Genomic DNA, 23,331 nt, shown 5'->3' with positions numbered 1-23,331 from the left:
GAACATATATTCGAAAGAACTCGACTTAAAAACGGTTCTATGCTATAATACTATCCAATCAATACCAGGGATTATAAATTAAATCATTAAATAAATAATCAAAAAAAAATCATTTTTTACATGATAGTTTAAAAAATTTAAAGTTAATGCAATAGAATCTTAAACATTCCTACCTTTTATTTCATAGTTTTGTCTATGTTACTGTGCTATAATGTACGAAGCAGGATATTAGCCATAAACTATCTCAGGCAGTTTAGAGGCTGTTCATATGCAATTAGCCTGACAGGGAAGTGGGAGGAAAAAACAGCTTCCTGCAGAAAAACACCAAAACCAGCACAGGAGGTGCCGGTTTTGGACGTATTGAAAGCTGCTTGTGATACCAAAAAGCGGCATCCTGTTTGGAAGAGTGAAAGAAAGAGAAGTAAATTCACATTAAAATGAGGTGTCACTATGAAATTCATCCATATAGCAGATGTGCATCTGGGAGCAGCACCCGACAGGGGATGTCCCTGGAGCGAGCAAAGAGAGAAAGATATCTGGGAAAGCTTCCATCGTATTACAGAGCTATGTGAAAAGGAAGAGCTGGATCTTTTACTGATAGCAGGAGACTTTTTTCATAAACAGCCGTTGCTGAGGGAGTTAAAGGAAGCAGCTTATAATTTGGGGAGATTGTCCCATACACAGGTAGTTCTGATAGCAGGAAATCATGATTATATCAGTGAGCGCTCTCCTTATGCGGACTTTATATGGCCTGCCAATGTGCATATGCTTAAGAATAAGGAGATGGACAGCATCTTCCTGGAGGATATCAACACAGAAGTTTATGGTTTAAGTTACCATGCAAGGGAAATCAGAGAGCCTTTGTATGACCGCATAAGCCCCGGGTGTCCGGAACGAATCAATATTCTGCTGGCTCATGGAGGGACACCGGATAACATACCCTTTGATAAGAATGTATTGATGCATTCGGGGTTTGATTATATAGCGCTGGGGCATATTCATAAACCTCAGTATCTGGCGGAAAATATGGCATATTCCGGCTCCCTGGAACCAATGGATAAGAATGAGACAGGGGAAAGAGGTTACATCAGGGGAGAGATAACAAAGGAAGAAGAAGCAGGAAGCCTTAGTTCAGAGTTTATACCTTATGCAGCCTGTGGTTACTATAAAATAACAATACCCATTCAGACCGGTTTTACAAACGGTGAAATACGTGACAAAATAAAAGAAGCTATAAAGTCCAATGGTGAAAATAATATTTATCAGTTCCTGCTTGCGGGAAAAAGGGACAGAGATACCGTCTTTGACATAGAAGGGCTGACTTCCCTTGGTAATATTTTGGAGATAACGGATGGTACTCTTCCGGATTATGATTTTTCTGCGCTGAAAGCGGAAAATGAAGATAACATTATAGGACTTTATATTAAGGCAATCGAAGAAGGCGGTTTTGCTGGCGAACTGGGAGAAAAAGCCCTTTATTATGGTATGGAAGCCCTTTTGGAGGCCAAGAATTATAAATAAGGAGAGAAACACTTGGAATTTAGAGAGCTTAAAATAACGGATTTCGGAAAATTCCATCAAAAGAATATATCCTTAAAGGAAGGCATTAATCTGATTTACGGAGAAAATGAAGCGGGTAAGTCTACCCTTCATGGATTTCTAAGAGGAATGCTTTTTGGCATAGACAAACCCAGAGGAAGAGCCTCCAAAGAAGATATCTACACCAGATTCCAGCCCTGGGAGAATCCATCTCTATACAGAGGAAGTCTGGATTTTTCTGTTGAAGGTAAGAATTACCGTATCCTCCGGAATTTTGATAAAAATAATAAAAGTACTTCTTTCCTGGATTTGGACACCGGGAGAGAATTAGAGCCTATGAATATACAGGAACTTCTTGGCGGTCTTACAGAATCCGGCTATGTGAATACCATCAGCATTGAACAGCAAAGGATCAGAACCGGGGCAGAACTGGCGGGTGAGGTCAGAAATTATATCACGAACCTCTCACTTACTAAAAATAACGAAGTGGATGTCAACAAAGCGCTGGTATTCTTACAGAACAAAAAGAGGGAATTGGAGGGGAACAGACCCCTCCAGGAACTAAAAGAGGTAAAAATAAAGATTGAAAAGGCATTAGCAATGGAACTGAAGGCGGATAGCCTGATGAACCAGTTGAATATAATAACAGGAACCCTGTCACAGGCAGAAGCCAGATGCTTAAGCCTTGATAGTAAGGAAACGGCTGGTGAGAGCAACTCGAATTATGAAAGCCTCCTGCTTAAAGTACCGCTGATAACAGATAAGATTGCGGACTACGAAAGCAATAAGCTACAGATGAAAGAACTGGAAGAGAGTCTGAAAGCTTTAAATAATGAGCTTGCCATGAGAGCCCAGGCTGGTAGTATGGAATTAAAAGAAGGACTGGATATCCTAAAGGCTTACCAGAAGGAAAAAGAAAGTCTGGAGAATGAGAAGAGCAGCCTTTTAAACGAGGCCTCCGGCGAAAAAGGAAGGAAAGGTACCAGGGGAGTGCTGGCAGCAGGATTAGGAGCTGCTGGTCTATGTTTATTTCTCTTAAGAGCAGTAAACTTAAGCCAACAGCCTGTATTAAACAATCTGCTTTTCACAGTTGGAACAGCACTACTTCTTTCAGGAGCAGCGGTAGGTATATTATATAGGAATAGTCTGAAAAAACAAAAGCAATATACAGGCAGGTTACTTGTACAAATAGAGAATGAATTAATAAGAAACAGGAAAAAAAGAGAAGAACTGCTGAAAAGATATGGAATTCAGGAGGAAAATGATTTAACAGGGTTATATGAAAAGTCACTGAAGAGGGAAATAGAAGGAAACTTTAAGGAAGAGCAGAAAAGGGAGTACATAAGACAGAGAAACCGTCTTGAAGAAAAGCTGGCTATAAGAAAAGAAGAGATACTCCATTTATTAAATCAGTTCTCCTTTTTCCGGGAAGACGTTTTGATGCAGGGGTATATCCCTGACAGCAAGGAGCTGGATAGAGTCAGTATCTATCTGGAGGAGAAGCAAAAGGAAGTACAAAGAGCGAAAGATGAGCTTTACGGTGAGAGGGACCGGTTGAAGCTGCAATGTGAGCAGATTAAATGGGAGCTTAATGCATTTGCCGGTAAGGAGGAAGAACTGTTTCTTTACCAGGAAAAGGAGAAGAGCTTAAAAGAGAAGGATGAAGAAATTCAAACGGAAATTAAGGCAGTAGCTGCTGCTATCAGTACTATCAGGAGCTTATCACAGCAAATTCATGATACTTTTGGGAGTACCTTAAATCATAAGATATCTGATTTAATAGCAGGACTTACAGAAGAGAAATACAACCGGATAGTAATTGATGAGAATCTTGAAATGAAAACAGAAATAAATGAGGAATACAGGCCCTGGGACAAATTAAGTGCCGGAACCATGGAACAGTTTTTGTTTGCTCTAAGATTGAGTGTCTCTGATATCATGTATCAGAAGGGACTGCCCCTTCTGTTAGATGACTGTTTTGCCTATTATGATGATAAGAGAACACGTAAGGCCCTCGAACATCTAGCAAAGAGCGGCAGGCAGATAATTCTATTTACCTGCCATAACAGGGAACGAGAGATCCTGGAAAGTATAGGAACCCCGTTCCATTACATTGACCTGGGAAGTTGCAACTATGAGAAATTATTGTGACCTTCTGGCTTCTACAGTGTGATTAATAAATATTCAAAACCTGGCTATTAGAGCTGCTGCAGCAGGCAATGCTGCGTGAATAAATTAATCAGCACCCCAAATTTGTACCTGCAGCTTAAAGCATTGCAGGTTCCTAGAAAGGTATGGTTATTGTTATGGCAACAAATAAAAAGCAGAAGAAAAAAAAGAATAAACGCTTAAGACAGAAGATCAGGCTGATACTGCTCTCAGTATTTTTAGTGTTTTCTCTACTTTTCCTTGCGGGATGCCTTTATTTTGACTACCGCTACGGAGACGATTTTGTGGAATATCAAAAACAGGCCAACGAGCTGGTAAGCAATTCAACTCCGGATACCTTCAGACAGATGGAGACCAGCCTTGTCTATGACACCAACAAGAAACTTTTATCTGTATTAAAGGGTGAAAAGGATGTTTACTACCTGGAATACAAGGAAATACCCCAGATTGTAGTTCAGGCTATGATTTCCATTGAAGATAAGAAATTCTTAGAGCATGGCGGCGTTGATTTAAATGCCAATATCCGGGCAGCTCTGGCGCTGATCAAACATAGGGGGAAGATAACCCAGGGAGCCAGTACCATCACCCAGCAGTTGGCAAGAGGCATCTTTTTAAGTAATGAAGTAAGTTATGAGAGAAAATTAAAAGAGATATTTATTGCTGTAGACCTTGAAAAGAAATACAGTAAGAAACAGATCATGGAGTTTTATCTGAATAATATTTATTTTGCTAACGGTTATTATGGCATTCAGGCGGCCAGCAAAGGTTATTTTAATAAGAATGTAGATAAGCTGAGTTTGTCGCAGATTGCATTCCTTTGTGCCATACCTAATAACCCCACTATCTATGATCCGCTGGATTATCCCGAAAACACCACAAAGAGAAGGGATAGAATCCTTCTTCAGATGTATAAGGATGGTCAGATCAGCAAGGCAGAATATGATGAAGCAGTAGCAGAAAAAATCAAGATAAAAACCAAGAAGGTCGATAAGAATAATTACGTTGAAACTTATGTCTTCTATACTGCTACACGAGCATTAATGGAAGCAGAAGGCTTTGTGTTCCGTACGGAATTTGACAGCGATGCGGACAAAGAAGAGTATGATAAGGAATACAACGAGACCTATACCAAGTATCAGAAATCCCTTTATTATGGAGGCTACCGGATTTATACCTCCATTGATATGAAAAAACAGGAAGCACTTCAGCAAGCAGTTGATAATACCCTGGCAGACTTTACAGAGAAAAACAAGGATGGTACTTACGAATTCCAGGGCGCAGCGGTATCAATTGATAACGAAACCGGTAAGGTAGTCGCTATAGTAGGCGGCAGATATCAGGAGTCTCAGGGGTATACTCTTAACAGGGCTTATCAGAGCTTCCGTCAGCCCGGTAGTTCCATCAAACCCCTTATTGTATACACACCCTCCTTTGAGAACGGTTATTATCCTGACAATGTGGTGGATGACCATAAATTTAAAGGAGGACCCTCCAATGCAGACGGTAAGTATCTTGGAAAGATATCTGTTCGAACAGCCGTAGAAAAATCTAAGAATACCATTGCCTGGCAGCTCTTTGAAGAACTTACGCCAAAGGTGGGCTTATCTTATCTCCTGAATATGAACTTTGCTAAGATTGATAAGAATGACTATTATCCAGCAGCTTCACTGGGAGGCTTTACAAACGGTGTCAGTCCTCTGGAAATAACCTCTGCTTATGCAGCTTTGGAAAATGACGGCGTATACAGAGCACCTACCTGTATCCTTACCATCAAGGATTCAGAGGGAAATGTAATAGTAGAGAATAAAACTGCGAAAAAGCAGGTATACAGTGAAAATGCCGCGAGAATGATGACGGATGTAATGACGGGAGTTATTAAGAACGGAACCGGCAGAGGTCTTGGACTTGATAACATGATAAGTGCCGGTAAGACTGGTACCACAAATGATAAGAAGGATGGCTGGTTTGTAGGATATACGCCCTATTACACCACTGGAGTCTGGGTGGGTTATGATATCCCCAAATCCACCAGCGGTTTGTCAGGTGCAAGCTATCCCGGTACTATCTGGAAGACATACATGAATGTTATCCATAAAGGCTTGGAGAATATATCTTTCCCTGTTTATACGGATAATAGAACCGATGCAGAGAAGGCAGAAGATCAGGGAATTACCCCTACGCCAACAGATACCCCAACTCCTACGCCAACAGATACGCCAACCCCTACACCAACAGATACACCGACTCCCACGCCTGAAGATCCGGACGACTGGGAGGACGGCTGGGAAGAGCCAGGGCTGACAGAGGCACCCACTAATCCGGATACTACCGAAGGCGGTGAAGAGGACGGAAACGGCAGTGATGACGGTCAGAATAATGGTGGTGCGAATGGAGATGAGGGAAGCGGCACTGGAGACGGAGAAACAGATTTTGCTACACCATAAATAAAGTAAAAATATTTAAATATTTTTGTATCTTGATATTGACTCTATTGTAACAGCAGGGTTTATACTAATTTCATTGGGGCCCCAATCAAAAATCTGAGTATTAAATTAACTTATAAATACCCATAAAGGAAAACGAATGTTTAAAATCGGAGAATTCGCAAAATTAAACAGAGTGACCATAGCAACCTTAAGGCATTATGATGTTCTGAATCTGTTAAAGCCAGTAAAGACGGATGAACTGACCGGTTATCGCTACTACTCGGCAGAACAGATGACTATCCTTAACCGTATACTGAATCTAAAGGACATGGGATTTTCCCTGGAGGAGATTCTGCTCATTGTAAAGGAAAACAAAGGGAAAGAGACCTTAAAGGAGCTTCTTGCTTTTAAGCAGTCCCAGATACAGGACAATATTGACAGGGAACAAGAACGTCTTAATCTGCTAAAGGGCTATATGGAATACCTGGATCAGGAGGGCACTACAATGGAATATGATGTAATCTTTAAGAAAACAGAAGAAATCAAGGTGGCAGGCTTAAGGGATATAATACCTGATTATCCTGAGCAAGGACATTTGTGGGAGGAGCTGGTGAGTTACATTGAGAGCAACAAGGGTAAGATTATACCTCCCTGCCTGGTAATTTATTATGATAACAAAGAGCTTGAAAATGCAGTTGATGCAGAAGTGCTGGAAGCCATCACAGGAGAGTTAAAAGGCAGTGACCGGGTTAATGTAAGAAACCTTGAATCGGTCCCGGCGGCCTGTGTCATACACAAAGGTCCCTATAAAACCATAGGGCAGGCCTATAAAGCGGCTTCAAGCTGGATTGAGGAAAACGGTTATACTATAAACGGACCTCAACGAGAGCTTTATTTAAAAGGTGAATGGAATTCGGAAAGTGAAGAAGAATATATAACGGAAATACAGTTACCGGTTGAAAAGAAAATCAGTAATTAATAGTGAGACGGGGCTTCCTGCAGCAACTTTGTTGATATGCAGCAGCCTCGTCTTTGCGTCTTAGGATAACCATGTAAGCCCCTGATAAATTATAAAATAATACAAAGCAGTTATAATTAACTGCATGTACGAAAATTTTTCTATCAGTTATTATTCCAATATTATCTGTTAAGTTATGAAGATGTCTGAGGTTTTATTTGCAGAAATATTATATGGGGATTGGAGCAAAGAAAGAGGTATTGATGAATAATGAATTGGAATGTTTGTTAAAAGAGACTTTTCCTGATACGGTCTGTGAAATTGTATCAGAATTTCAGGAAGACGGATTAACGAATCAGAACAGCATGAAGAAATAAAAAAGGGCTGCCTAAGGCAGCCCCCTTAAGTGTTATTTCTTAACCTTTGCCAGGATATTCTGAATGCGCTCTGTAGGATTTAACAGTTTGCTGATAGAAGAATCATGGTTTAAGGTATCTATTAACAGAGCGATATATTTGCTCATATCTACATTGATATAGTAAGGTCTGGACAGCAGCTCTTCTGTCTGATATACCAGGTTGGTGGTAAGTACACGATAGATTAAGCCCTGCTCATAAGCTTCATCGAATTTAGAAAGTCCGTTTGTGAATAAACCGAAAGTGGAAGCTACGAAAATTCTGCCGGCCTTGCGTCTCTTTAATTCCTTGGCAACATCAATCATACTTTCTCCGGAGGAAATCATATCATCAATGATAAGCATATCCTTTCCTTCGATATCGGAGCCTAAGAATTCATGGGCAACAATTGGATTACGGCCGTTGACAACAGTGGTGTAATCTCTGCGCTTATAGAACATACCAAGGTCTACTCCTAACACATTTGCGAAGTAAATGGCACGGTTCATACCACCTTCATCGGGGCTGATTACCATCATGTTATCGGAGCTGATATTGAGGTCTGGCACATGGTTTACAAGTGCTTTGATAAACTGATAAGTAGGCTGTACGGTTTCGAAGCTCTTTAAAGGAATAGCATTCTGTACACGGGGGTCATGAGCATCAAAGGTTATAATACTCTCTACTCCCATATTAGTCAGTTCCTGTAAAGCAAGAGCGCAATCCAGTGATTCTCTGGAGCTTCTTCTATGTTGTCTGCTTTCATAGAGAAAAGGCATGATAACTGTAATTCTTCTTGCCTTGCCTCCTACCGCTGCAATAATTCTTTTAAGATCCTGATAGTGGTCATCGGGTGACATATGGTTGGTATGTCCGCATACCGAATAAGTTAAACTGTAGTTGCAAACGTCCAGTAGCAGGTAAAGGTCGGAACCACGAACGGATTCTTTGATTACACCTTTTGCCTCACCGGTACCAAATCTGGGGCAGTGAGCATCGATTAAGTAGGAATCACGCTGATAACCTGCAAAGGCAATAGTGGATGTGTGCTCGCTTTCCCTTGCTCTGCGCCAGTCTACAATGTAGTCGTTAACTTTCTGTCCAAGGGATTTACTGCTTTCCAGAGCAATCATGCCCAATGTGCCGACGGGAATCGTTTCTAGTATTTTTTCTTGCTGCGGCATTTCGTTTGACCTCCAATTGATTTTAGGGAGTTAAAGTATCTTAAACCCCATTGTTTAGGATAGATTGATTATGTGAATTATTCAGTACATTTTATTCTTAAAATTCATTTCCACTGAACCGTCACGAAAAATGTCCATTAACGTTATACCATTATCGGTAAAGTTAGTCAAGGCTAAAACAGTTTTTTTAGTCGAATATCCTCGCCTATAATCTTTAAGAGAGTGAAATTACTGGCAATTCTTGAGAATACCCTTTCGCTGTAGAGGGTGTTTATATTGTCAAGGGACAGGTTGGTGGAGATGACAGTGGACTTGTTTCGAAGCAGCCGTTCATTAATGCAGAGGTAAAGCTGAACATTGACAAAAGCATTGGTAAGCTCTGTGCCAAGGTCGTCTATAATCAGCATATCGCAGTCCAATATATATTCGAATTGGCTGCCGGCTTCGAAATTTTCTTCCCCTTTTCCGAATTTGTTCTTTTCAAGGATATCAAAAAGCTGAAAAGCAGTAAGGTAGATTACCGTAAAAGCTTTATCTAATAATTCCTTGGCAATACAATTGGCTAAGAAGGTTTTCCCAACGCCGGTATTTCCATAAAGCAGCAGGTTGCCCTTTACTGTATCAAAGGAGTCAATAAAGTTTCTGCATTCTTTTACCACTCTTGCAATATTATCCCTGGGGGAGGTTTTGGTAGAGGGGTCAATGTAATCCTCCGCATAATAGGAAAAAGAGAAGGAGCTGAAATTTTCTCTGCTGATAGCTTCCTTCATGTTGGACTGGGAATAGACAATATCTACAATGGCCTGCTTAAAGCAGTGGCATTTTTCGTTCCCGATGTAACCGGTATCCTTACAGTCCGGGCACTGATAACGGAGCTTTAGAAAATCAGCCCGGTAACCATGGGCTTTTAGCAGGGCTTCCCTGCGTTTATCTGCACCTTTTGCTACCAGCTTTAGATTCTCCAGAGCTTCTTCATTACCCGTCAGCATTTGCCTGGCACTCTCAATAGCGCAGGTTACTATTTCATCGTCGATTTCCTTTAAGGCAGGAATTTTCCCATAGGCCTCCTCCATTCGGTTATCCAGAGCGTGCTTGGCTTCCAGCTGCCTGTTGTCATAGTCCCGCAGGATTTTATTGTATTGATAGTTCTTAAGAGCCATAGGGTTATTTCTCCTTCTGAAAACATATAGTACAGCCTTGCTCCGGGCAATAGGCTGTGCAATGAACGTGATTAATTCATCTTCTTCTGAAGCAGCTTTTGCTCCATTGACGAATAGTCAGCTTCCGTATAGGAGCGCTGGGGAAAAGCATTGAAACGGTTCGGGGCAGCTGTTTGAGGTTTGGCAGGTTTTCCGGAATTAGCGGCAGCCATAGCGGCAGCTTTTGCTGCATTGGCGGCCTTGTCCTTGGAATGCTCTTCATCCAGTTTACTTATCTGTGATAACTCCTTTACGCCTTTTTTATTCCAGTTCTCCAGAATTTTATCCGCATATTTAAAATCCGGCTTCTGGGTAAGCAGTATGGTACGGTTGCAGGCTTCCACAATGATATCGATGGAGAAGCCGAATTTGTTCAGCCATTTTTCAATAAACTGTTTCTCGATCTGTCCGGGTGCCCGGTTTAACCCGAAGGCTTTGTTGATTGCTGTGTAATTGCTGTTAAAGAGAGCGGTTTTGGCTTCGGCTTTTTCTACGGTATCCACTCCTTCTTCTGCCCAGGAAAGAGCAACAGCTTCTATGTAGGACGGATTCTTTTTGTTCTTGGAAATACAGTATTCGTATAAATACATGATAAGCTCTGCAGAAAAACCAAGGCTTTCATAAAGGTACAGGATTAACTGCATATCCATCGGCTTGATCAGGCGGTCCAGGTAGATCTCGATTATGTTCAGCAGCCATTTAACCTCATCATTTTCTGTCAGCTGCTTTATCTGAGCCTCGGAATAGGTGGGCTTTTCAAACATATGAGCCTTCCTGTCCTCAGGAATTCTGGCATTTGACATATCCGCATATGCGGTTTCATCCGTTGGGCTGTCATCATAAGGTGTATTGTCATAACTGCTGTTAGTATAAGCACCGGCTTCCGAAATATTCTCTTTCAAGCCGTTCTTTGTATAATCCCCATCTGGAGCAGCCTCAGCAGAGGAAGCCGGATAAGCAGGGGTTGTGTATGTGGTCATCGGCTCACCATCACGGTAGCCTTGGCTGTATGTATTTTCATTACTGATTTCGGATTCCTTGGATTCAGGATCATTTATAGTCATGGAAATAATCTCTTTTTTGCTGTCTCTTTCCAAACGAATCAGGTTAACCTTTTCCCAGTAGCAAAGAGCGCGTATAATATCTTTCTCTGTTTCGTCCAGGTGATCGGCGATGGATGAGATGGTAATAGATACATCACCGAAACTATGTACGCAGCGAAGCAGATAAAGATACACCTTCACATAAGAGCCGCTGGCAACAGGCATATATTCATCAATAAAAGAGTTGGGTACCAGGGTTACACCCCGTTCGCGGCTGGTATTTAACAGTATTGCACTCATATTTATTAACCTCTCATTTCCTTTGTAAGTCATATTGTAACATAGAGAATTGGTATTGAAAATAGGCTAATTTCCGGGAAACTTTCGGGGGATAAAATTGTGGATAATGTGGATAATGTGGAAATGAAGCAGAAATTGATTGTAAAATAATGTAAAATTAACCGGAAAGCTGTAATAATGGCTAGCTGATAAATTACTTTAACCAGCTTAAGGTAATTTGTGAATGGAATAAAAAATCCACAGCCTTATCACAGTGAAATTGTTGATAAGGTTGTGGATAATGTGGATAACTATAGTCCTAAAATGGCATTTCCAATGGTTACAACGTCTCCGGCACCCATAGTTATCAACAAATCACCGTTAGTACAATTTTCTAATAAATAATTTTGTATTTCGTCAAAAGTTGAAATATGGATAACATCCTTGCCTTTTTCCTTTAATAAAGCTTCCAAATCCTTGGAGGAAATGTCACCCGGATCCAATTCCCTGGCGGCATAGATGTCAGTCAGTACGATTTTATCCGCAAGAGACAGGCTTTCCGCAAATTCCTTTAAAAAAGAGCGGGTTCTGGTATAGGTATGGGGCTGAAATACACACCACACACGGCTGTGGGGATAGTTTTTTGCTGCGGTAAGGGTAGCGGTAACCTCTGTTGGATGGTGAGCGTAATCATCAATAATGGTAACGCCTGCTATGGTGCCTTTGTATTCAAAGCGGCGTTTTGTTCCGGTAAAACGGGAAAGGGATTCCTGAATTGTTGTCAGAGGAATATCTAAGTTTCTGGCAACAGCCACCGCCGGCAGCGAATTGGAGATATTATGGTCTCCCACCACATGCAGATGAATCTCGCCAAGAAGCACTCCGTCTTCATATAGACTGTATTGCCCGAAGCCATTTTCATCATAATGAATGTTTCCGGCAAAGTAATGGTGTTTTGCACCGGCTGAAGGAGAGTCTACCTTTTTTGTACTGTAAGTAACATAAGGACATTTCCGTTCATCGGTAAAAAGAGAAATATTTTCTATATCTGCGTTTATAACAAGGAGCCCGTCTTCGGGCAGCAGATCGGTAAAAGTCTTAAAAGAGTTACGGATATCTGAAAGATCCTTAAAGAAATCCAGATGTTCTTCCTCGATATTTAATATAATTCCTGTTGTAGGACTGAATTTTAAGAAACTATTGGTGTATTCGCAAGCCTCCGTTACAAAGTGCTCTGATTTACCAATTCTTATATTTCCGCCGATGCCGTCTAATATTCCGCCTACGGAAACGGTTGGATCGAGGCCGGCATCCAATAACAGCAGGGATATCATGGAGGTGGTGGTAGTCTTTCCATGGGTGCCGGATACTGCGATGGCATCGGGATAACATTTCATTATCTGACCCAGGAGCTCTGCCCTGTCTATTACCGGTATGCCAAGTTCTCTGGCAGCCATAAGTTCGGGATTATTTTCCTTTACAGCAGTGGTATAAACCACCAGTTTTACATCGTTAGTTATATTTGAAGGACGTTGACCATAAAATACAGTAATGCCAAGCCCCTCCAAATGATCAGTAGTGGTACTTGCTTTCGCATCGGATCCGGTAATTTCAAATCTTAAGGTATGTAAAAGCTCTGCCAGACCGCTCATGCTGATACCGCCAATGCCTATAAAATGTACTTTGATGGGGGTGTTAAAATCAATCTTAAACATAAGACACTTCCTATTCTTTGTGATTGCTTTCCGTTATGGAATTGCAGGGTTGATTTATAAACTGAAATGATATAACCTGAAATAATATAACCTAAATATTATAACTTTATAAACCTTTGATTGTATGGCTGTAATGAAATCCAGATATATCATCATTTTACATGCAGTAAAATATAAAGCAACAGTTCAGTTTATATAGTATGAAGCCTATTTGTAATTATAATCAATTCCATTAAAAAAACAATTGATTTTTTCGCATACACTCATAATATGATAAATTGTTATTTTGGGAAACTTGGTTAATTAAGAATGAAATCAAGGCATAGAAAAGTATCACAGGAAAAAAAGGCACATAAGTGCTTAAGTCCGGTAAAGTGGAACATCAAACCTAAGGCAGACCATTTTCAGACATACCCGGGTAAAAGCAAAACGTACTTTGTATTGAAATTTATCGTACGGTAGTTTCGATTGCCAGGGACAGACAAGTCGAAATTTGGGGTAAAACCACAGAAAAGCATTTGAACAGGGGAAAATACATACAAAATTAACCAAAAGGGGGTAATTGAATTTGTTGATTATATATAATGCTATAAAAATTATATATTTTAATAAAATATTTGTAAAATTTATTCACAAACCTGTAAATGAATGGTATAATAATGTCAAATTAAACAACGAGAGGTGATTGCATGATAAAGAAAGAAATGATAGCAATGCTTCTGGCAGGAGGACAAGGTTCAAGACTTGGAGTATTGACCTCTAACATTGCTAAACCCGCAGTAACTTTCGGTGGAAAGTACAGAATCATCGATTTCCCCTTAAGCAATTGTATTAACTCAGGTGTTGATACTGTCGGGGTATTGACTCAATACCAACCCCTTCGTTTAAATACGCACATAGGAATCGGAATCCCATGGGATCTGGATAAGAACATAGGCGGAGTCTCCATCCTGCCCCCATATGAGAAAAGTACCTATAGTGAATGGTATACCGGTACGGCAAATGCCATATATCAGAACCTGGAGTACATGGAATACTACAATCCGGATTACGTCCTGATACTGGGCGGAGATCATATCTATAAGATGGATTATGAAGCTATGCTGGATTTCCATAAACAAAAGAATGCGGATATCACCCTGGCTACAATACCGGTTCCCTGGGAAGAGGTCAGTCGTTTCGGAGTTGCAATCACAGATAATGACCGAAGAATCACAGACTTTGAAGAGAAACCGAAGGAACCCAGAAGTAATCTTGCATCTATGGGAATATACATATTCAGCTGGGCGGTGTTAAAAGAAGCACTGATCACACTTTCGGAGAAAAAAGGCTGCGATTTTGGAAAGCATGTAATACCTTACTGTCATGAAAGAAAAGATAGAATATTTGCCTATGAGTATAATGGTTACTGGAAGGATGTGGGAACACTTGGGTCTTACTGGGAAGCTAATATGGAGCTCATAGATCTGGTCCCGGTGTTTAATTTATATGAAGAGTTCTGGAAGATATATACCAAGAGCGATATCATACTTCCTCAGTTTTTAGGAGAAGAGGCTGTTATTGATAAAGCCATAATCGGAGAAGGTGCTGAAGTCTACGGTGAAGTGCATAACTCCGTTATTGGTTCCGGTGTCTATATCGGAAAAGGTGCGGTTGTCAGAGACTCCATTATCATGAAATCCACTGTAGTGGAAGACGGAGTTCAAATATACAGAGGCATAATAGCGGAAAATTCCGTAATTGGACAGAATTCAGAGCTTGGTGTGGGTGAAGACGTTCCCAATAGGACTGAGCCGTCAATCTACTCTTTCGGTCTGGTAACTATTGGAGAAGGTTCCGTAATACCCCCAGGTGTCAAGATTGGTAAGAACACTGCTATTAAGGGTATCACTGTCCTGTCCGATTATGAGGAAGGAAATCTTGCCAGCGGAGAGAATCTAATAAAGGCAGGTGAGAGGCTATGAGAGCACTAGGTATCGTTTTAGCCGGAGGTAATAACAATAAGATGCGGGAGCTTTCCCATAAAAGGGCCATTGCGGCCATGCCCATAGCTGGAAGCTACAGAAGCATTGATTTTGTTTTAAGTAATATGAGCAATTCCCATATACAGAAGGTGGCAGTATTTACCCAGTATAATGCAAAGTCTCTTAATGAGCACTTAAATTCCTCAAAATGGTGGGATTTTGGTCGAAAGCAGGGAGGGTTATTTGTATTTACCCCAACCATCACGGCAGATAACAGTTTTTGGTACAGGGGAACAGCAGACACCATGTATCAGAACCTTAACTTTTTAAAGAGCAGCCATGAACCCTATGTGATCATTGCATCCGGAGATGGCATCTATAAGCTGGATTATAATAAGGTATTGGAATATCACATTGAGAAAAGAGCAGATATCACAGTAGTATGCAAGGAATTGGAGGACGAAGAGGATACCAGCCGTTTCGGAGTTGTAAAAACCGATGAGGAAGACAGAATCATGGATTTTGAAGAGAAACCTTTAAGAGCCCATGATAAGAAGGTATCTATCGGTGTCTATGTTATCAGAAGAAGGCTTTTAATAGAACTTTTAGAGAAATCTGCCGAAGAAGACCGATATGATTTTGTGAAAGACATTCTTATCCGTTATAAAAATGTGAAGAAGATATACTCTTATCCCATTCATACTTATTGGAGCAATATCGCTTCTGTAGAAGCTTATTATAATACAAATATGGATTTTCTAAATAAGGAGGTAAGAGATTATTTCTTTAAGCAGTATCCGGATATCTATTCCAAGATTGATGATATGCCACCGGCAAAATACAATCAGGGTTCTGCGGTAAGTAACAGTATTATCTCCAGCGGTTGTATAGTAAACGGCCGTATAGAAAATTCCGTTATCTTTAAGAAAGTATATATCGGTAATAACTGTACCATAAAGAACTCCATTATCTTAAACAATGTCCATATCGGGGATAACACCTATATAGAGAATTGTATCGTGGAGAGCAGAGATACCATCCGGGCGAATTCAACTTATGTGGGAGAGCCGGATAATGTAAAAATCGTCATTGAACGAAATGAAAGATACTTAATGTAAAAAGCAAGAGGATTATATCCTTTTCGCATATAAAAAACAGACAACACTTAAAGGGGGCTATACAAAATGCAGATTACAGATGTTCGTGTACGCAAAGTTAGCAAGGAAGGAAAGATGAAAGCAGTTGTTTCCATCACGATGGATAACGAATTCGTCGTACACGATATTAAAGTTATTGAAGGGGAAAAAGGCTTGTTTATTGCAATGCCCAGCAGAAAAGCAGGGGACGGGGAGTACCGTGATATTGCGCATCCTATCAATTCGGAAACCAGGGATAAGATTCAGAAGATTATCCTGGAAAGCTACGAAGTAGCTGCCGAAGAGTATGATGAGAAAATAGAAGCTTAAACAGCTTAAGAGCTTTCATTGCTCCAGGAGGGGGCTGCCGCGTAGGACTGCGACAGCCCCTTTTTGGAATATTCCAAATTTAGCAAAAGCGCTGATGGTTTGGCGTGCTGGAAGATGGAAATCCGTTGCACGTAACCTGCTTTATAGAGTATAATAAGAATAAAGATCATGATGACGAAGAAAGGAGCCGTAACATGAAAAAAATAACCAGGCTAGCGTTAGGATTAGGTATTCTTTTTGTTATAATGTTCGGGGTTAATTTTCGGTATCATATCAGCAGTAACGTAACGAATAATGTATTAAGTGAGAAAGAGAGCAACGGAGACTTTATCCTTGAGGTCAGAGAAGCCATGCTGCAAGGGGATGAAAAGAAGGTGCTCCAGTATACCGGCAACGTAGAGGATATGGAATGGTTTACAGAAGAGGTAATCGATCAGGTATATGCTATAGATGATAAAAGCACCTCAGGCGATTATGACTATTTAAAATATAAGGTTAACAGCATATATGCCCATATAGTAGGACTTGGTAATAAGCTAACAGTTACCTATGAGTTTAAATACAATGAAGTTTATGAAGAAACAATGTTAGTAGATGAGACCATCAAACAATTATTTGAAGAGTGGAATCTGGATGAATTAAGTGATTTTGAGAAAATAAAGAAGATACACGATTTTATTATAGAGAATGCTTCTTATGATACATCAGTAACAGATTATTCAGCCTATGATAACCTCATCGGCAAAAGTTCCACTTGTCAGGGGTATATGAGTATTGCCTATAAAATGTTTACGGAAGCAGGAATTCCAGCCAGGATTATTACAGGGATAGGTAATAATGACAGCCATGGCTGGAATATCGTACAGCTTAATGGTTTGTGGTATAACATTGACTGCACCTGGGATGATCCCCTTACCAAGAGCGGGAAGAGCCTGCTGCTATATGAATATTTCCTTAAATCTGACAAGAATTTTGGCGGTCATATCAGAGATGATGAATTTAATACCGAAGATTTTTATGCAGAATATCCTATGGCAGGGGAATCTTATAAATGGGAATAAAATACTCAGAAAAGGTTAAGTAATTTTCAAAAATGACGAAATATCCCATATACTATAGTTAAGGTGGGATATTCATGAAAATTGGAACAATGCAAGAGAGCCGATATATGAAAGTTTCTGGCGCAGATCTGCAGGATCAGTCAAAGAATAAAAAAAGTGAAAGTAATAACCAGAAGATAACTTCTATCTATGCAGGAAATCTTAACTTGGTCAGGGATCCTGTTGAGGTCAGAAAAGCAAATGGTCAAAAGCAGGCAATCAGAGCTATACTGGAGACTTTCTCGAAAGAATTGAATATAGACTCTAATATTGACGAAATGAGAACGAAACAGGAAGAGCTGCGGAGCGATATGTCTGTGTATCATGATAAATTAGCTTCCGTTCAAAAAATGAAGGAGGAACTTCGTAAGGGGTATGAGGTATCGGAATACTCTGAGGAGGAAAAGGATGTAAATCTTATAATAAAAGGCGTGAATAATCCGGAGGCTCTTACGGATGAAGAAAAGCAGCGGTTGGAATCCATAGGTTCACTGACAGATTATCAAAAGGAAATGCTTGAATGCAATAAGATAGAAACCTACTGGAACAATAATCTGAACAATGCCAACAATTCTATTAATAATATCAGTGTGGCAGTAAGTTCCATACAACTGGACAGACAAAAGCATAATCCTGTGTTAGAAGCGAAAGAAGCAGCACAGGACATTATAGATATTACCTCTAAAGAAGTCATTGGTATGCTGTTGGAAGAATCGAAGGAAACAGTAGGTGAGAAATTCAACAATAGCGACAATGAAAAAGCTGACGAAGCTGATCCAAAGAACGATAAAGATAAAACAGAAAAAGTGGCAGCAGAAACAGAGGCTTTGCTGTCTGATTATAAAGCGAAGCAGGAAGAGATGCTGAAGAAGCTGCAAAAGCAGGCACAAATCAGTAATATGCTCATGGAGGAATTAAAGGGTATTTTTTTTGATATTCGCTACTAAAAATGGTAACTAAGAGCCTGAGGTAATAATAAAATAAATCAGGCTCTTTTTAATATAATATATATAAGATAAATAATATATTAATTTTCTATATCCACAAGATTCCCATTAATCAACTTCGCCAGAAATTCTCCTACATCTGCTTCTGCCTCTTCCCTATCCAAATTGTTCTTAACAGCAACTGCCTCCGTTAAGGCCTCTGGAGTGGTAACCCCTCTCATCAGCCGATCCCAGAGAAAGATACCGGTCTCGTTTATGGAAGGCAGGCCGTTTACTGCTCCGTTATTAGAGTCTCCGTCTTTTACAATGCAGAATTCGCCTCCCAGCTCCTTTACGGAAAAACCTTTCTTAAGAGTAATTGTTTTAATCTTCATAAAGTATCAGCCTTTCTGTTGGATTTAGATTAAGCTTAGCACATGTAAAAGACAGAATCTATGCATAAAACGGTACAAGAATAAAGAGAAAATACTGTTTTTATAGCTCTTTTTATTCCTTGCCATTATTTTTGAATTCGTATATAATTAAAATGGCTATAACTTTAAAAGCGTATTGAATAGTTATAAATCTAAATTACAATAATAGTGACTGTAATGTCAGCTATAATAGTCGCTGATACTGTAAGGATTCAGAGTGCAGTATCATTACAGGGCGGATCGAAAGATGCGTTCTATTCTCGTATGCAAAAAAGTGGAAACCTTTCTTGGTTTAAAGTTCCGTTTTGTTAAAAAGAACTAAAAATATGTAATATAAAAGGACAGGTAGAAATAATGTACATTATAGTTGGACTTGGAAATCCCTCCAGAGAATATCAGGCCACCAGGCATAACATCGGTTTCGACGCCATTACAAGGCTGTCTGATGACTATCGTATCCCTCTGGATTTTAAGAAACATAAGGCAATCTGCGGAAAAGGAATGATTGCAGGAGAAAAGGTCATTCTGGCCCAGCCTCAGACTTATATGAATCTAAGCGGGGAAAGTGTCAGAGAATTGCAGGACTTTTATAAGGTGAGCCCTGAAAATATCATTATCATTTATGATGATATCAGTCTGGAACCGGGTAAACTGAGAATCCGTACCAAGGGCAGCGCCGGAGGGCATAACGGCATAAAGAGTATTATTTCCCATCTTGGAACGGAGGAATTTCCAAGAATTCGGGTAGGTGTGGGAGATAAGCCGGCTGGCTGGGATCTGGCAGATTATGTACTGTCACGTTTTTCTTCAGAAGAACAGCCGGTTATCAGAGAGGCACTAGGCAAGACTTCGGAGGCTGTAAAGTCCATACTAACAGATGGTATGGAACCGGCCATGAATCAATATAACAGAAAATAAGGAGGCACTTCCTTGAAAACCTTTATTAATCCTCTTAAGGAATTAAAAGAATTTAATGAAATAAAGGACAGTTTGACCCTGAAAAATACACCCGTTCAGATAACCGGATGTATTGATTCCCAGAAATGCCACCTTATATATGGGTTTGGGGAAGAATATTCCCAGAAATTAATTATTACCTACAACGATTTAAAAGCGAAAGAAATCTGCGAAGATTATAAGCTATATGATAAAAATGTCTTCTTCTATCCTGCGAAGGATATTATTTTCTATAGTGCGGATATACATGGAAATGCAATTGTAAGGGAACGCCTTAAGATATTAAAGCGGCTTCTGAACAAAGAGCCGGTTACCATTGTAACCACCATTGACGGTGGAATGGACAGGATACTGCCTCTGAATTTCCTAATGAAGAACGTTATTACTCTAAAAGAAGGGGAAGCCTGTGATTTATCAAAGCTTCAGGCCGCCTTATCCCATATGGGCTATGAAAGGCAGGGGCAGGTAGAAGGTCCCGGTGAGTTTGCTGTAAGAGGAGGAATTCTTGATATTTTTCCTCCTGCCGAGGAGTGTCCGTACCGAATAGAATTCTGGGGGGATGATATCGACTCTATCCGTTCCTTTGATGTAAGCAGTCAGCGTTCCATAGACCGCCATGAAGAACTGATGATCTTTCCGGCAGCAGAAATTGTCTTAAGTCCGGAACGGCTCCAGACAGGTCTTAAAAAGCTGGAGGAAGAGAAGACAGCCCATGTAAAGCGTTTAAGAGAACAGATGAAGACGGAAGAGGCTTTCCGTATACAGGGTATTATTGATGATTTCAAGGACAATATTGAGAGTTTTCAGGGGTCTGTTGGAATTGACAGCTATATCCGGTATTTCTATGAAGAGACCGTATCTCTTTTTGATTATTTTGACAGGGAAGATTCCCTTGTGTTCCTGGACGAACCGGTCAGAGTACAGGAAAGAGGAGAAGCAGTAGAAACCGAGTTCAGAGAAGGTATGATCGGAAGAATTGAAAAGGGATATATTCTTCCCGGACAAAGCGATGCGGTATATAGCTATAAGGAACTTTTAGCAGGGCTGAACCAGAAGAACCTTATGCTTCTCAGTACCATGGATCTAAGACTCCAAGGTTTTACCATAAAGAATAAATGGGATATGACAGTTCGTTCCGTTAATCCCTATAATAACAATTTTGACATTCTGGTACAGGATCTCCTTAAGTGGAAAAAGAGCGGATACAGAGTATTATTGCTCTCTCCTTCAAAGACCCGTGCCAAGCGTCTGTCCGATGATCTGAGAGAGCATGGACTTAATGCTTTTTACAGTGAAGATATGGACAGAGTCATTTTAAAGAGTGAGATAATGGTAGCAGGGGGGAACCTTCATAAAGGTTTTGAATACCCGCTTATTAATCTTGTGGTCATTTCTGAAAGTGATATCTTCGGAGCAGAAAAAAAGAAAAAGAAAAAGATCAGAGAGTACGACGGAAAGAAGATTCAGAGCTTTGCCGACTTAAATATCGGTGACTATGTAGTTCATGAAAACCATGGACTTGGTATATACAGAGGTATTGAAAAAATAGAAGTCGATAAGGTAACAAAGGATTATATCAAGATTGAATACGGCGGTGGCGGAGTGCTTTATATCCTGGCCACAGGACTTGATGTCATCCAGAAATATGCCGGAAGCGATTCTGGTAAGCATAAGCTGAATAAATTAAATTCTGTAGAGTGGAAGAATACCAAGACAAAGGTAAAAAGTGCAGTTAAGGAGATTGCCAGGGAGCTGGTGGAGCTATATGCTACCAGGCAGCAGAAGGAAGGTTATGCCTACAGTCCGGATACAGTATGGCAGAATGAATTTGAAGAGATGTTCCCCTATGAGGAAACGGATGATCAGTTAAGAGCCATAGAAGAAACGAAAAAGGACATGGAAAGCACCAGAATTATGGATAGGCTTGTCTGTGGAGATGTAGGTTACGGTAAGACGGAAATTGCCATCAGAGCAGCCTTTAAGGCAGTGGCTGATGGTAAGCAGGTGGTGGTTCTGGTACCCACTACCATTCTGGCACAGCAGCATTATAATACCTTTGTACAAAGAATGATGGATTTTCCCGTAAGCATTGATATGCTTTCGAGGTTTAAGACTCCAGCCCAGCAGAAATCCGTAATGGAGAGGGTAAAAAGAGGAAGTCTTGATATTCTGATTGGCACCCACAGGGTCCTTTCCAAGGATATTCAGTTTAAGAATCTGGGACTTCTTATTGTAGATGAGGAGCAGCGGTTTGGCGTTACCCATAAAGAGAAGATAAAGCAGCTAAAGGGAGATGTGGACGTACTTACACTTACAGCAACACCAATTCCCAGAACCCTTCACATGAGCCTTATCGGAATCAGGGACATGAGCGTCTTAACGGAGCCCCCGGTAGACAGGATGCCTATTCAGACCTTTGTATTAGAGCATAATGAAGAAATCATACGAGAAGCCATCCACCGTGAACTGGCGAGGGATGGGCAGGTTTATTATGTCTATAACCGGGTAAACGGAATCGATGAGGTGGCAGGAAAGATTGCGAACCTGGTACCGGAGGCTAATGTATCCTTTGCTCACGGGCAGATGAGTGAGAGAGAGCTGGAACGGATTATGTTCAGCTTCATAAACGGAGAAATTGATGTACTGGTGTCCACTACCATAATTGAAACCGGACTGGATATTTCAAATGTTAATACCATGATAATAGATGATGCCGACAGGCTTGGACTATCCCAGCTTTACCAGTTAAGAGGCAGGGTAGGCAGAAGCAATCGAACAGCTTATGCATTTTTAATGTATAAAAGAGATAAGATGCTGAAAGAAATTGCTGAGAAAAGGCTTCAGGCCATTAAGGAATTTACAGAGCTTGGCTCCGGCTTTAAGATTGCTATGAGAGATCTGGAAATCAGAGGAGCCGGGAATCTTTTGGGTGCCCAGCAGAGCGGTCACATGGAAGCAGTAGGGTACGACCTGTATTGCAAGATGTTAAATGACGCCATTAAGGCCATGAAAGGGGAGGTTTCTGAGGAAGAGACCTTTGATACCACCGTTGATATGGACGTGGATGCCTTTATTCCTGCAACCTATATTAAGAATGAGTTTCAGAAGCTGGATGTATATAAGAGGATTGCAGATATTATGACGGAAGAGGAATTCCTTGATATGCAGGAGGAATTGGTCGACCGGTTCGGGGATATGCCGGCAAGTGTCAATAATCTGTTGAATATAGCCTATATCAAATCCCTCTGTCACAGTGTTTATGTTACTTCACTGGTATACCGGAGCGAGGAAATTAAGCTTGTGTTATATGCAAAAGCCAAGCTGTCAGTAGAACGGATTCCGGAGCTGATAAAGAAATACGAGCCTAATATCAAGCTGATGCCGGAAGCAAATCCCTATTTCCTGTATTCAGTAAAAAAAGTTCAGGGAAAAGGAAAGATGGATGTCTTATCCTTATTCGAGCTGATAAAAAATCTACTCTCGGATGTAAAGTTATTGCTTGAAGGCAATTAATCCCTTATAATGAATGAAGTGAAAGAAAAATAAGCTGTTAACAGTAATTATAAATCGTATAGCT

The 23,331-nt window shown here is 40.4% G+C and carries 16 protein-coding genes; 11 read left to right on the top strand and 5 right to left on the bottom strand.

The window, feature by feature from the left end; translation table 11 throughout:
• Window positions 1–450: 450 nt before the first annotated feature.
• The 4 genes from BR73_RS0101000 to BR73_RS0100985 all read left to right on the top strand — a co-directional run bounded on the left by BR73_RS0101000 (window position 451) and on the right by BR73_RS0100985 (window position 7,113).
• On the top strand, window positions 451–1,521 hold the full coding sequence (locus BR73_RS0101000; RefSeq protein WP_033164031.1) for a DNA repair exonuclease: 1,071 nt from the start codon (window positions 451–453) through the stop codon (window positions 1,519–1,521).
• A 12-nt stretch (window positions 1,522–1,533) separates the two neighbouring features.
• Entirely contained in the window at window positions 1,534–3,690 is a 2,157-nt protein-coding gene (locus BR73_RS0100995; RefSeq protein WP_033164030.1) for an AAA family ATPase, read from the top strand.
• A gap of 155 nt (window positions 3,691–3,845) precedes the next feature.
• On the top strand, window positions 3,846–6,152 hold the full coding sequence (locus tag BR73_RS0100990) for a PBP1A family penicillin-binding protein (RefSeq protein ID WP_197032608.1): 2,307 nt from the start codon (window positions 3,846–3,848) through the stop codon (window positions 6,150–6,152).
• Window positions 6,153–6,291: 139 nt separating this feature from the next.
• Window positions 6,292–7,113: a MerR family transcriptional regulator gene (locus tag BR73_RS0100985; RefSeq protein ID WP_033164029.1), complete on the top strand. Its 822-nt coding sequence runs from the start codon at window positions 6,292–6,294 to the stop codon at window positions 7,111–7,113.
• Between the two features lie 388 nt (window positions 7,114–7,501).
• On the opposite strand, the gene BR73_RS0100980 is transcribed toward BR73_RS0100985, so the two are convergent.
• The 4 genes from BR73_RS0100980 to murC form a co-directional block, all read right to left on the bottom strand.
• Window positions 7,502–8,671 (bottom strand): ribose-phosphate pyrophosphokinase, encoded by a 1,170-nt coding sequence (locus BR73_RS0100980; protein ID WP_033164028.1) that lies wholly within the window; start codon window positions 8,669–8,671, stop codon window positions 7,502–7,504.
• Window positions 8,672–8,844: 173 nt separating this feature from the next.
• The gene (locus BR73_RS0100975) at window positions 8,845–9,831 is read right to left on the bottom strand and encodes an ATP-binding protein (protein ID WP_033164027.1); all 987 of its coding nucleotides are present in this window, start codon (window positions 9,829–9,831) and stop codon (window positions 8,845–8,847) included.
• Window positions 9,832–9,902: 71 nt separating this feature from the next.
• Complete coding sequence (locus BR73_RS0100970; RefSeq protein WP_033164026.1) at window positions 9,903–11,213, bottom strand: DnaD domain protein; 1,311 nt, start codon at window positions 11,211–11,213, stop codon at window positions 9,903–9,905.
• 290 nt (window positions 11,214–11,503) lie between these two features.
• Window positions 11,504–12,907, bottom strand: a complete 1,404-nt coding sequence (gene murC, locus BR73_RS0100965) for a UDP-N-acetylmuramate--L-alanine ligase (RefSeq protein ID WP_033164025.1) — start codon at window positions 12,905–12,907, stop codon at window positions 11,504–11,506.
• Window positions 12,908–13,596: 689 nt separating this feature from the next.
• On the opposite strand from murC, the gene BR73_RS0100960 reads away from it, so the two are divergent.
• The 5 genes from BR73_RS0100960 (at window position 13,597) to BR73_RS0100940 (ending at window position 18,384) form a co-directional block, all read left to right on the top strand.
• Window positions 13,597–14,871, top strand: a complete 1,275-nt coding sequence (locus BR73_RS0100960; protein ID WP_033164024.1) for a glucose-1-phosphate adenylyltransferase — start codon at window positions 13,597–13,599, stop codon at window positions 14,869–14,871.
• Window positions 14,868–15,989, top strand: coding sequence for a glucose-1-phosphate adenylyltransferase subunit GlgD (gene glgD, locus BR73_RS0100955; protein ID WP_033164023.1), 1,122 nt, complete (start codon window positions 14,868–14,870; stop codon window positions 15,987–15,989). Before BR73_RS0100960 ends, glgD begins: the two co-directional genes overlap by 4 nt.
• Before the next feature lie 66 nt (window positions 15,990–16,055).
• Window positions 16,056–16,337, top strand: a complete 282-nt coding sequence (spoVG, locus tag BR73_RS0100950; RefSeq protein WP_033164022.1) for a septation regulator SpoVG — start codon at window positions 16,056–16,058, stop codon at window positions 16,335–16,337.
• Window positions 16,338–16,531: 194 nt separating this feature from the next.
• Entirely contained in the window at window positions 16,532–17,398 is an 867-nt protein-coding gene (locus BR73_RS0100945; RefSeq protein ID WP_156034561.1) for a transglutaminase domain-containing protein, read from the top strand.
• Between the two features lie 74 nt (window positions 17,399–17,472).
• Complete coding sequence (locus BR73_RS0100940) at window positions 17,473–18,384, top strand: hypothetical protein (protein WP_033164020.1); 912 nt, start codon at window positions 17,473–17,475, stop codon at window positions 18,382–18,384.
• Window positions 18,385–18,464: 80 nt separating this feature from the next.
• Here the strand turns inward: BR73_RS0100940 and BR73_RS0100935 are convergent, their stop codons facing one another.
• Window positions 18,465–18,758: a PqqD family protein gene (locus BR73_RS0100935; RefSeq protein ID WP_033164019.1), complete on the bottom strand. Its 294-nt coding sequence runs from the start codon at window positions 18,756–18,758 to the stop codon at window positions 18,465–18,467.
• A gap of 393 nt (window positions 18,759–19,151) precedes the next feature.
• Here BR73_RS0100935 and pth point away from each other — a divergent pair, with 393 nt between their 5' ends.
• Together pth and mfd are read left to right on the top strand one after the other, a co-directional pair.
• Window positions 19,152–19,715 (top strand): aminoacyl-tRNA hydrolase, encoded by a 564-nt coding sequence (gene pth, locus BR73_RS0100930; RefSeq protein WP_033164018.1) that lies wholly within the window; start codon window positions 19,152–19,154, stop codon window positions 19,713–19,715.
• 12 nt (window positions 19,716–19,727) lie between these two features.
• Window positions 19,728–23,267, top strand: a complete 3,540-nt coding sequence (gene mfd, locus BR73_RS0100925; protein ID WP_033164017.1) for a transcription-repair coupling factor — start codon at window positions 19,728–19,730, stop codon at window positions 23,265–23,267.
• Window positions 23,268–23,331: the final 64 nt, after the last annotated feature.

The sequence above is a fragment of the Clostridium sp. KNHs205 genome (assembly GCF_000702945.1).
In the GTDB taxonomy this organism is placed as follows: domain Bacteria; phylum Bacillota; class Clostridia; order Lachnospirales; family Lachnospiraceae; genus Anaerocolumna.
This window is presented reverse-complemented; position numbering and strand designations above follow the sequence as displayed.